Below are 11,914 nucleotides of genomic sequence, written 5' to 3' on the forward strand. Positions count from 1 at the left end.
TCCTTATTATCGTTGTCCTGACTGTCGCCTTATTTCACTGTCGCGTCTGGAAGATTTGTGCACAGGCTGCGGTAGCGCGCCGGGGAGAGACGGTAGGCCCGCTGGAACCAGCGCCCGAGGTGGCTCTGATCGGCAAAACCTAACGCCGCCGCAACGCTGGCTGGCTGTTCCCCTTTTGCCAGCATGGCGCGGGCGCTCGCCAGTCGGAGCTGGATCAGCCAGGCGTGCGGCGAGAGGTGGAACTCGCGCTTAAAACAGCGCGTGAGTGTGAAGCGATCGGTACCGGTCTCCCGCGCCACGTCGTCCAGCCCGACGTTCTCTCCCCGGTGAGCGTAGAGATAGTCCCTCGCCCGGTGGGCTATGGCCGCGCTCTGACGCTGTGCCGAGAGGCGCTTGCGCCACTGGCAGTGATGGGTCAGCTGGCTCAGTAGTCCATCCATCATGCCCTGCTGCACGATGCGCATCTCATCGTTATGCAGAGTGAAGAAGGTTTGGGCGATAGTGTTCACCAGCTGCGGCGCGCGGGCGATGGTCTGGTCAAAGTGCAGCGAGTAGCTTGAAGGCGTGGCATCGTACAGGCCGCGCAGGGTGTCGCTTAGCCAGCGGTCATCGAGATAGAACGTCAGGTAGGTAAAGCCGCCCTCTACCGGCGCGTCGCCGTCGTGGATCTCGCCCGGCTCCAGCAGAAAGGCATCCCCCGGCGTGCTGCGATGGCGCTCGCGGCGGCAGTGAAACTGCTGGGTGCCGGTCAGGGTGATGCCCACCAGGTAGCTGTCATGCCAGTGCGGATCGTAGGCGTGCCCCTCAAAGTGTGCACGGATGGTTTCGATGCCGGTATCGGCATGCTGCCGCAGCTCCAGCCAGTCTGCCATATCAACCTCCTGAATGATTCCCGAGTGTAGCATCAATCATTCAGCCTGAAAGGTCTGGAAGATTTGTGCAGCCCGGCACAAAAACAACTGAGATGGCGGCAAACTGCCGAAGAGTTTGAACGATCACAGAAGCAAAAAAACATAATTAATTAATATAAAAACGCAATAGATTCTCCGCGGTCATCTGTGTCAGAAAGTAACCCTCATTCATAAGAGACCGGAGATGTGATTCAAATGAGTAGAGACATACTAAAAAATCACCATGATGAATACCATATATTAACTCGCGGGGAACGTATTGGTTATGGAATGGGGGATTTTGCGCAAAACCTTGTTTTTGGCACAATAGGCGGCTTTCTTGCTCTGCATATGTTGACTGTCAACGCCATCGGTACAGCAACCGCAGGGTTTATATTTCTTTTCGTCCGCATCATCAATGTCTTTTGGGATCCCATGGTGGGAACCTATGTTGATAAAAGAATTTCAGCAGCCGGGAAATATCGTCCCTGGCTCTTAAGAGCGGGCGTGCCGCTGGTTATTCTCTCCGCTCTGCTTTTTACCCCTATCCCCGGCATCAGAGGGTCGGTTCCCTTTGCTTTTATTGTCTATCTGGCGCTGGATTTAGTGTATTCATTGGTAAACATTCCGTACGGTTCTCTTAATGCCTCGCTGACAAGAGATCCTGAATCTATTGATAAACTGACCAGTACAAGAATGATGTTAGCCAATACGGCCAATCTTCTTGTCTACACCCTGTTCCCCATGTTTGTTCAAATGGCCTCACCAAAGGATCGCAGCCTCAAGGATACGGGTTTCTTTGGGCTTGAACTGAACATGGGCAACTATACCGACCCGTCAGCGAATTACGCCTGGTTTGGCGTTTACTCTATCTATATGGTAATCGGCGCTGTAGCACTTTTTATCTGCTATAAGTACACGAAAGAACGTGTAGTCGCGACTGCGGAACAGACTGCCAACGTAAAAACAACCGATCTCTTCCTTGAATTAAAATACAACCGACCGCTGGTTATCCTCGGGCTGTTTTTCATGCTGGGCTTTACGTTCATGTTTTTCATGAATACCGTAAATGGCTTTTTCAATCAGTTTGTTGTCGGCCATTCAGAATGGATGGGGGCGATAGGCCTGGTTGCCTCTGTTCCGGGGATTCTTTTCCCTGTTTTCTGGCCAAGACTCAAGAAAATTTTTGGCAAAAAAGGGTTCTTCCATCTGTTCCTGGCCATGTTTATCGTGGGTGAATTGTTAACTTACGTCTGGTCACGTGAAGGGATGCACGATGCGTTGTGGCTTGCTTATATCGCCACCTTTATTAAACAGTGGGGTTTAACTTCCGCGACCGGATTCATGTGGGCGCTGGTCCCTGAAGTGATTGCTTATGGCGAACTAAAATCAGGCAAGCGCAACGCCGCCATCATTAATGCGATTATGGGGCTCTTCTTCAAGATTGGCTTTACTCTTGGTGGTGCCATTCCGCTGTGGTTGCTGGCCGTTTATGGTTTTAACGAAACAGGCGCGCAACAAAATGCCAATGCAATCGACGGGATCATTATGACGGCGGTCTGGATCCCCATCGTTTTAGCCTTCATTTCAATGATCGTCATTCAGGTCTATCCCATCTCAGACAAAAATGTCACAGACATTAACCGTCAACTCGATGAGATACGCGTGTAATTAAAAGAACTAAAAAAGCAAAATATAAATAAACAGCTTAAAAAGGTAGAAACATATGTCACTTATTCAAAACCCTATCTTACCTGGATTTAATGCCGATCCGAGTATTATCCGTGTAGAAGACACTTACTATATCGCAAGCTCCACATTCGAGTGGTTTCCTGGCGTTCGTTTACATGAGTCCAAAGATCTGCAGCACTGGAATCTGCTTCCCAGTCCGTTATCTACAACCACGCTGTTAGATATGAGAGGAAACCCTTCATCAGGGGGGATTTGGGCGCCCGATCTCTCTTATACCGACGGCAAGTTTTGGCTAGTTTATACAGATGTAAAAGTTACAGAGGGTGCCTTTAAAGACATGACCAACTATCTGTCCACCGCCACAGATATTCGTGGCCCATGGACCGATCCGATCAAGCTTAATGGCGTTGGTTTTGACGCTTCACTTTTCCATGACGAAGATGGTCGTAAATATATTGTTCAACAGACATGGGATCATCGGGAGTATCACCACCCCTTTAATGGCATTACCTTAACCGAGCTTGATATCAATACACTGAAGCTAATGCCAGAAACAGCGCGAACTCTTTATCGCGGCACGGCCGTTGCACTTGTTGAGGGGCCACATATCTACAAACTGAATGGCTATTACTATCTTTTTGCTGCTCAGGGCGGGACCGTTTTCACTCACCAGGAGGTGGTTGCACGTTCAAAAAGCCTGGACGCCGACAGTTTTGAGACACAGCCAGGCGAGGTTTTCTTAACTAACGTGGACACCCCAGACAGCTACATTCAAAAACAGGGGCACGGTGCCCTGGTTTCCACGCCTAAAGGAGAGTGGTATTACGCCTCACTCTGCGCTCGCCCATGGAATCGTGCAGGTGAACCGGCCTACGATCCGCGAGGTTGGTCAACCCTGGGCAGGGAGACGTCTATCCAAAAAGTGTATTGGGATGACGAAGGCTGGCCACGTATTGAAGGGGGCCACGGAGGAAAAACCTTTGTTGAGGGACCGGTCGATGCCATTCATACCGAAAGCGCCAACGATCACAGCCAGCATGATGAGTTTGACATGCCGACACTCGATCTCAACTGGAATACGCTTCGTGTTCCATTTACCGAGAAAATGGGCACCACAGGCGACGGAAAATTAACGTTAATAGGTCAAGGTTCTTTAGCGAATACGCATGATCTGTCGCTGATTGCGCGACGTTGGCAGGCTTTCTATTTTGATGCTCAGGTTAAGGTAAAATTTACCCCGTTTACTTATCAACAAATGGCGGGATTAACAAACTACTATAACGATCGTCACTGGAGCTTTGTTTTCATTACCTGGAATGAAATTAATGGCTCAGTAATCGAAGTAGCCGAAAACAACCGGGGCAAATACACCTCGCACCTGAAAGATAGAGCCATCAAGATCCCAGAAGAGACCGAGTACGTCTGGTTCCGCACCAAGGTTCGTAAGGAAACGTATACTTATGAATACAGTCTGGATGGAACACACTTTACTGAAATTCCTGTCACGCTGGATGCTGCAATTCTTTCAGATGATTATGTCCTGCAAAGCTACGGCGGGTTCTTTACCGGAGCATTTGTTGGCCTTGCGGTCGTGGACTACTCGGGTTACGCAGCCAAAGCCGAGTTTTATCATTTCGATTACCACGAGCTTGGTGATGCTCTCGTGGCTAATGGCACCTACAGCTGGCAAGCCAGTGAATCACGCTTTGATTAGCTAAGGTTTGGAAAATCTGAGCGAATGTGCAGCACAGACGCGTAGATTGTCGCAATAGTAAGCAGTTGAACGGCTTTTCGATGATTTTGGTTGACGGAAAGAGGCGTCTACGGTTTAATGCGCTGCGTTGCCCGGATAGCTCAGTCGGTAGAGCAGGGGATTGAAAATCCCCGTGTCCTTGGTTCGATTCCGAGTCCGGGCACCACTATTTAGAAGAACCCGCCTATGGCGGGTTTTTTGCTTTTAGAGAGCCGGACTCTTCATCGAAATTCGTTCGATGACTCGTCGCATCCCTTTAAGACCGTACATATGTACAACTCATCTGCGCTACTTCTTCACCCTTTGCAAATGACCTGATTGCCTCTGGCAAAATCAGAGGCTTTACGGTTGTTATGTTTACCTGTGATTCGTTTGAGCAATAATGAAGCGATCGCCCTTTTTTATCACTTCGTAAGTTGAGACAAATGCTCTTCGTGTGGATTTTTTATCGTCATAATCTGTATTTATATTTACTTCGATCTGAGTGAGATACTCTTGACCCGTTTTAAACTTAAATTCATTGGGGGAAATGCAGAAAAGCCCTGATTTAGGCTGTTTATCGGAAGGGAATACAACTTGCTCTAAAGGGTTTTCAACACTGTAAGTAATTGCTGATACTACAGTCTCATTGCTCTTTATTGGCAAAGAAAGACAGACATCGTTATCTTTCACATAAACAGGAACGGGTACTTCTTTAGTATAGCGATGCTCAAGGTTGTCACCTAATGTGCAACCGCTTAAAAAGAGAATTAATGAGATTAGGGATTTTTTTAAAATAGTCATTTGAATGGAAATCCTTCAAGCACTTTTTGATAATTTGCATTAAGCCGATCGTCTATAACAAAAGCTGGCGATGGTATATGGCCTGAGCCCTACGAACACTAATGCTTTGGCCAGAAGCCGCAAGTGAACAATACTACTATCGGCAGCAGACGACAAAATGCATTTATTCTCATCATGTAAGGCGTACTATCCCTTAGTTGGCACTGTAATGATTAACCAATCACATCAGGAGAACACGAGATGTCTGAGCTTCCAAGGATTGCGCTTATCGGCCCAGGTGCAATCGGTACGACTATCGCTGCCGCGCTGCATGAAGCTGGCCGCACGCCTCTGCTTTGCGGGCGCACCGCTCACCCGCAGTTAACGCTGCGCCACGAGGAGGGCGAAATTATCGTGCCCGGCCCGGTACTGAGCGATCCGGCGGCGGTTTCTCATCCGTTCGACATCGTCTTCGTGGCGGTGAAAGTAACGCAGGTCGCTGACTGCGCGGGCTGGTTGGCAACGCTGTGCGATAAAAACACCACTGTGTGTGCCCTGCAAAACGGCGTTGAGCAGAAAACTCAGCTTGCCCCCCTGGTTAACGGTGCCGAAGTGCTGCCGTCGATAGTGTGGTTCCCCGCGCAGCGAGAGCCAGACGCCTCTGTCTGGTTACGCGCCACGCCGCGACTTACCCTGCCGGATGTCCCCCAGGCAAAACGGGTAGCGGAGGCGCTTAGCGGCACACGCTGTACGGTAGAGCTCTCGTCCGACTTTATCTCTCTCGCCTGGCGCAAGCTGCTGCAAAACGCAGTCGCAGGCCTTATGGTTCTCGCCAATCGCCGCGCGGGGATGTTCTCACGCCCGGATATCACCGCCCTGGCCCTGGCCTATCTGCAAGAGGGGCTAGCCGTCGCCCGCGCGGAAGGTGCGACACTCAATGACAGCGTGCCCCAGGAGATTGTGGACGGTTTTCACCGTGCCCCGGCGGATCTCGGCACCTCGATTCTCGCTGACCGCCAGGCTAACCGCCCGCTGGAGTGGGATATCCGCAACGGCGTGATACAGCGTTATGGCCAGGCACAGGGTATTCCTACGCCCATCAGCGATGTGCTGGTTCCTCTGCTGGCCGCTGGAAGCGAGGGGCCGGGTTGATGCCGTTACCCTTCCCTCTATTCCATCAATTTATTTGACCAATTACGTTAAACAAATGGCATTTATTCTCACCATGTAACGCGTAGAGTAGGCATATCGAAAGCAGGCTCCGGCCTGCCGCCTATTTCTCTGAAGTCAGGATAAACGCCATGAAAAAGATCGGATTTTTGTCATTTGGTCACTGGACGCCGTCGCCGCAGTCTGGAACCCGTTCGGCCGCTGACGCGCTGCTGCAATCCATCGATCTGGCCGTTGCTGCCGAAGAGCTCGGCGCGGATGGCGCCTATTTCAGGGTGCACCACTTTGCCCGCCAGCTCGCCTCACCCTTTCCACTGCTGGCAGCCGTGGGCGCGCGAACCAAGCGGATTGAGATCGGTACCGGCGTGATCGACATGCGCTATGAGAATCCGCTCTATATGGCGGAGGATGCCGGTGCGGCAGATTTGATCTCCGGTGGCCGTTTGCAACTGGGCATTAGCCGTGGCTCTCCGGAGCAGGTGATCGATGGCTGGCGCTACTTTGGTTACGCGCCTTCCGAAGGGGAAAACGAGTCGGATATGGCGCGCCGTCACACCGAGGTGCTGCTGGACGTGCTGCGCGGGGAAGGCTTTGCCAAACCCAATCCACAGCCGATGTTCCCAAACCCGCCGGGCCTGCTGCGCCTTGAGCCGCATTCTGAAGGTCTGCGGGATCGTATCTGGTGGGGCGCTGGCTCGAATGCCACCGCGGTATGGGCTGCCAAACTGGGGATGAACCTGCAAAGCTCAACGCTGAAGGATGATGAGACGGGCGAGCCGTTCCATATTCAACAGGCAAAACAGATCCGGGCCTATCGCGACGCCTGGGCGGAAGCGGGCCATACCCGTACGCCACGCGTCTCGGTCAGCCGCAGCATTTTTGCTTTGATGGACGAGCGCGACCGGATGTACTTCGGTTCAAGCCGTAACGAAAGCGATAGCATTGGCTTCCTCGATGAGAAAACCCGGGCAATTTTCGGGCGTAGCTATGCCGCAGAGCCTGACAAGCTGATCGAGCAGCTGAAGCAGGATGAAGCGATTGCCGAAGCGGATACCCTGCTGCTGACCGTGCCGAACCAGCTGGGCGTGGATTATAACGCGCACGTTATCGAGTCCATCCTGAAACATGTGGCTCCGGCGATGGGCTGGCGCGATTAAAATCGCAACCGGGCAGGACAAAACGCCTCGCGTGCTTTACGGCATGCGAGGCGTTATAGTTTATAGAGCAATTGATGCAGGCATACACTCTGGAGAGAGCCTATGAGTAGTGAAACACCCCTGAAATATTATGACATTGCGGATGAGTATGCGACGGAGGCCGCCAAACCCGTAGACGAGTCCGAGCGTGACGCGCTGGCGCGCTATTTCGAACTGTTGATCACCCGCTTAATGAATAATGAAGAGATCAGCGAAGAGGCGCAGCGCGAGATGGCCCTTGAATCGAGCATTGATGCAGAACGTATCGATGAGATCGCAGAGTTCCTCAATCGATGGGGTAATGAGTAGCGTCTGTTCAAAGACGTAGTCTGCGCAGGCATTGTGCTTTACACTGCGCGCTGCAAAAATTGAGTAGATAAACGATTAATCAGGCGGTAATGGCGATGAACGGAACAATCACAACGTGGTTTAAAGATAAAGGTTTTGGATTTATCAAAGATGAGAACGGCGATAACCGTTATTTTCATGTGATTAAGGTCGCCAACCCTGAGCTGATCAAAAAAGATGCGGCAGTCACCTTCGAGCCCACCACCAATAACAAGGGTCTGTCGGCGTACGCGGTGAAGGTTGCCCCGGAAAGTAAATATATCTATATCGCGGGCGAGCGCATCAAGCTCACCTCGATCAAGTCTTACGTGGTTTACAGCGAAGAGGTCCCTGCTGATGCCGGCATTGATAAAGAGAATCCGGTGCTGTCGGTTGGTATCCTGATGAACAGCATCCGACCAAAGTCAGACGTCAAGCCGGGCGAAATGCGCTCGCTGAAAAAGCTGGCGATCACCACCTTCCAGGGCACCACGCTTATCTTCTCGGCAGATGAGATAGACATCGATGCCACGGTAAAAATGCTTAAGGTCTGACGTTACTCAAAGTAACGCTGCGCCCCCACCTTCCCATCTCCATATATGGTAGTTTGCCTTTCATCCTGACGCAGGCAAACTACCAAAAACATAATCCTATCAAGGCCAACCCCTCTGAACGTTATCCATGGCGACATTGATAACTTTTTCGCATTGATAAAAACCACGCATACAAATGGAACTGAGACATGATCGTGTCACCCCTCAACCTCCTTCTGAGAACGCTGCTGCTTCTCTCACTTGCCCTTGCGTTAAACGGTTGCTCTGTCCGTTACGATAAAAACGGTAAGATGCTTTTTAACCCCGATCTGGCGAGCGTGCTGGGTAATGAAGTTGGCCAATTTACGCTGGCCGATGGCTCAAAAGGTGCACTTCGGGAACTGAATGGCCGCTATAGCCTGAAATGGAGCAATCTGATGATTGAGCGCCCGCTGGAGGGTGTGAGTTGGGTGAGGATCATCAACCAGTACCAGGTTGAAGGACATACGCTGCTGCTGTTAAAGGTCGCTACGCCCGCCTGCCCGGCGCAGTACCGTCTGGTAGACCTCCAGAATACGCGCTCCCAGGAGTGGGCATTTACGGGCATATGCGACATTGGGCCAGACGTGACGGCCAGCGCGGATAAACTGCAGCTGAATTTCAAGGTCGATAATCGGATTGAGCAGTTCAACTGGCAGCATGGTGAGGTTTACCATCGTCGGCTCGCGGTTCAGCAACAAAAAACCGTTCAGCATAACGCCAGTAATAAAACCACATCGTCCCGCAAGGCCAAACCTCAGGCCCCGGCTAAACCGACGAAACGCACGCAGGTCAAGGCCGCAGAGCCGCTGCCGCCGAAGGTTGCCCAGCCAGAGCTGGATAACTCCTTGCCCACTGAAATCTATCAGCCAACAAAAACCCGCCAGACAAGCCTGGGTATTAAGTCATGACGGAGCAGGCTACAGGAGATAGCCAGATGCGGGACGGGATCAAGCGATCCCCTCTTCCCGCCTGGCAGAACTGGCTGGTGATGGGCATCACCCTCACCTATCTCATCTGTGAACTGGCGTTCAACTCCCGCCTGCTGGATTTGGTAGGCACTATTTCAACGGCAGAAGACGTTCACAACATGGAGCGGTACGGCAGAACCTTAACCGCCATTGCCGCCGCGCTTCTGGTGTTACAGTTCGCCCTGGTGGGCATCGCCAGACTGAAAAGAAAAAATGTCTCTCTGTCGACACGGGCCAGCGTAGGTGGGGTGCTCTGCCTGTGCCTGCTGACCGGCGCAGTAACGTGGCATGCGGTGGAGTGGTTTATTGAACGTCAGGTTTCAAACAGCACGGGTGAGTTTCGGCAGATGTCTCTGCTGGCGCAGCTCTACCAGCAATCGCTGATTGATGGGCACCAGACGCTGGAGGGCATTCCGCTCGATAGTCACGGTGGTCAGGCACAAACATGGAGCAGCCCGTCAGGCAAGGCATTTCTGGCGATGCTGCCGATCCTGCTCAGCTCCGTTGACCGCTATCATGAGCTGCTGAAAAGCGGCGCGGAACAAAATTTACGTGACAGCATCAGCGCCAGAGAGGGCGGCGTCCTTGGCTTTTATAAAGCCTGGATCCAGGCGCGGGAAGCCGTGCACAAACAGTACGTTGCCTACTACAACGACGAGATGGATATCAGCGAAACGGTCCGCCGGGAGCAGGAGAAAGCCTGGCAGCGGTATGAACGCTCGTTGCGTGCTAAAGGGCTGAGAACCTGGAATGTCCCCAGGCGCTATTATGCCAGCGTCCGCAGCAATGTCCGCGCTCAGGGTGTTCCGGTAGCCAATAACTGGTCGCCATCCGACCGGGCTGGTTTTGATGCCGCGGTGGCGAAAACCGTCAGGCAGCACTATCTCGCCCAGCGTACCGTGGTATTCAACGGGGTGACGATCCCCAAACGCCTCGACTGGGGCGTCTTTTTCCGTCAGGAGGTGGTGCAAAAATCACTCCGCGAAAAATTATTGCTTCCGGCAGGCACGCCGGTGCGCGAAGCGTATCCACTTAACGATGGACTGAAGCTTTTTGCCCTTGAGCTGCACACAGCTCATCTTAACGAGGCGGTGAAAGAGCAGTTACCGAAACTGCGTGCGTCGTTACGCAGTTACAGCATGGGTGGGGAGAATGAAAAGCAGGGAGAAGATGCCGCACGCGCGGGAATTGTGCCGCCTGTTGCGCTGATCTTCTCTCTTATTGGTGCGCTGACCCATCTGGCTAAACTGCTCTATTTAATCCTTGTTCCCCTGACCGCCGCCCTGTTAAGCAGAAAATCCTCGCGTGCCGTGCGCGTACTTAATCATCATCCGCTGGTTTTCCCTGTGGCGCTGATCTCAGGGCTGCTGGTGACGTTCAGCTGCATGAACAACAGCATCACCGTTTCACCAGCCTATCAGGATCTGAAAAACGCCTTACAGGGCGCTGAAATTACGATTACTGATCAGCCCCTGTTTCTGCGCGGCGAGTCGTTACTACGTATCGTGCACGCCGTCAGTATTGGGCAGAGCTACAGCTATCCGATGAATCAGTATCTGCGTCAGACCGCGCTGGGCGGGTTCGATTTTGGTTATAGCACACATGAGGAGTGATCCCCTGCGGGAGTCAACGCCTTCGCCAACAGCTGAGGCCAGATGGCCGCCCAGTCCGATCCGTGCGCCATGCCGCTGACAACGTCAACCTGAGTACAATGCCCACCAACGGCCCGCTGAAAACGCCGGGCTACGGTGGGCGGAACGGTTTTATCGGCATCACCGCTAAAATGGATCTGCGGCAGCGTACGCAGTGCGGAAGCGCTGTCGATGGCGCTGACCGCATCAGGCATTGCCGTAACATGATGTAGCGCATTCACATAGGCAACGTCGAGATTACCTGCGACGGTACGCAGCGAACGCACATCGGTACGACGCGCCGCCAGCAGCGCGGCAATGTTGCCTCCGCCGGAATAGCCTACCAGTTCAAGCTTTACGCCCGGATAGCGCGTCACAACCTGGCTAAGCGCATTGTCCATGGCATCAATGACGGCAGGAGAAAAACGCTCGTTCGTCCAGCGACTTACGCTGCAGCTGGGCGGTAAGGGCGGCCCGATGAACTGGCAGGGTCGGGCGAGATACAGCACGTTTTCATTTACATCGGCGGCGGCCAGCATCAGCCCGGTTGGGTTACGCGGCGTTGGATCGTCTGAAGCCTGCGTGCGGCTTTTCCAGGCAAAGCCATCACCCTCAATGTATACACGCAAGCTGTTAACCGGCGGCACGATCCGGCTCCATGTGGCGAGCAAAAACGGTTCGGTTTGTAAATTTTCCCTGAGCAGTCCAGATCGTGCTGCTATCTCATTTGCCCCTGTCCGCGGATCGGTAGACGCGCACCCCGCCAATAAAAAAGATAAATTAATCAATGAAGCTATCACTAAGCCGTGGCGTTTTTTACTCATCCCCTGACGCTCCCTAACCCAAACCGCAATACTCATGGACACCGTGAATTTATTTCACAAAGAAATAATTAAACAAACCTTATTGTTTTTTGCAACGAAATGTATATTCTCCACACAAATGGTATC

The 11,914-nt window shown here is 52.5% G+C and carries 11 protein-coding genes and 1 tRNA gene; 9 read left to right on the forward strand and 3 right to left on the reverse strand.

Annotated features, from left to right (window positions below; all coding sequences use genetic code 11):
* Positions 1–29: 29 nt before the first annotated feature.
* Positions 30–872 carry an AraC family transcriptional regulator gene (locus NR795_RS14775; protein ID WP_144816628.1) on the reverse strand — a complete coding sequence of 281 codons (843 nt, stop codon included), beginning with the start codon at positions 870–872 and terminating at the stop codon, positions 30–32.
* A 234-nt stretch (positions 873–1,106) separates the two neighbouring features.
* Here NR795_RS14775 and NR795_RS14780 point away from each other — a divergent pair, with 234 nt between their 5' ends.
* The 3 genes from NR795_RS14780 (at position 1,107) to NR795_RS14790 (ending at position 4,501) form a co-directional block, all read left to right on the forward strand.
* Entirely contained in the window at positions 1,107–2,561 is a 1,455-nt protein-coding gene (locus NR795_RS14780; RefSeq protein WP_144816630.1) for an MFS transporter, read from the forward strand.
* Between the two features lie 55 nt (positions 2,562–2,616).
* Entirely contained in the window at positions 2,617–4,296 is a 1,680-nt protein-coding gene (locus tag NR795_RS14785) for a glycoside hydrolase family 43 protein (RefSeq protein WP_257758604.1), read from the forward strand.
* Positions 4,297–4,425: 129 nt separating this feature from the next.
* Positions 4,426–4,501 (forward strand) — tRNA-Phe (locus NR795_RS14790).
* Positions 4,502–4,692: 191 nt separating this feature from the next.
* On the opposite strand, the gene NR795_RS14795 is transcribed toward NR795_RS14790, so the two are convergent.
* Complete coding sequence (locus NR795_RS14795) at positions 4,693–5,118, reverse strand: putative T6SS immunity periplasmic lipoprotein (protein WP_257758605.1); 426 nt, start codon at positions 5,116–5,118, stop codon at positions 4,693–4,695.
* Positions 5,119–5,358: 240 nt separating this feature from the next.
* Between NR795_RS14795 and NR795_RS14800 the strand changes: the two genes are divergently transcribed.
* The 6 genes from NR795_RS14800 (at position 5,359) to NR795_RS14825 (ending at position 10,946) form a co-directional block, all read left to right on the forward strand.
* Complete coding sequence (locus NR795_RS14800) at positions 5,359–6,249, forward strand: oxidoreductase (protein ID WP_257758606.1); 891 nt, start codon at positions 5,359–5,361, stop codon at positions 6,247–6,249.
* Positions 6,250–6,398: 149 nt separating this feature from the next.
* Positions 6,399–7,424, forward strand: coding sequence for an LLM class flavin-dependent oxidoreductase (locus tag NR795_RS14805; protein WP_144816644.1), 1,026 nt, complete (start codon positions 6,399–6,401; stop codon positions 7,422–7,424).
* A 102-nt stretch (positions 7,425–7,526) separates the two neighbouring features.
* Complete coding sequence (locus NR795_RS14810; RefSeq protein WP_144816646.1) at positions 7,527–7,772, forward strand: DUF2543 family protein; 246 nt, start codon at positions 7,527–7,529, stop codon at positions 7,770–7,772.
* Between the two features lie 89 nt (positions 7,773–7,861).
* Positions 7,862–8,344: a cold-shock protein gene (locus NR795_RS14815; protein ID WP_144816648.1), complete on the forward strand. Its 483-nt coding sequence runs from the start codon at positions 7,862–7,864 to the stop codon at positions 8,342–8,344.
* A gap of 188 nt (positions 8,345–8,532) precedes the next feature.
* The gene (locus NR795_RS14820; RefSeq protein ID WP_257758607.1) at positions 8,533–9,273 is read left to right on the forward strand and encodes a hypothetical protein; all 741 of its coding nucleotides are present in this window, start codon (positions 8,533–8,535) and stop codon (positions 9,271–9,273) included.
* Positions 9,270–10,946, forward strand: a complete 1,677-nt coding sequence (locus tag NR795_RS14825; RefSeq protein WP_257758608.1) for a hypothetical protein — start codon at positions 9,270–9,272, stop codon at positions 10,944–10,946. Before NR795_RS14820 ends, NR795_RS14825 begins: the two co-directional genes overlap by 4 nt.
* On the opposite strand, the gene NR795_RS14830 is transcribed toward NR795_RS14825, so the two are convergent.
* Positions 10,925–11,788 carry an alpha/beta fold hydrolase gene (locus NR795_RS14830; protein ID WP_257758609.1) on the reverse strand — a complete coding sequence of 288 codons (864 nt, stop codon included), beginning with the start codon at positions 11,786–11,788 and terminating at the stop codon, positions 10,925–10,927. The genes NR795_RS14825 and NR795_RS14830 overlap by 22 nt on opposite strands.
* Between the last annotated feature and the right edge of the window lie 126 nt (positions 11,789–11,914).

It is taken from the genome of Pseudescherichia sp. L3 (assembly GCF_024656065.1).
Lineage (GTDB): Bacteria > Pseudomonadota > Gammaproteobacteria > Enterobacterales > Enterobacteriaceae > Pseudescherichia.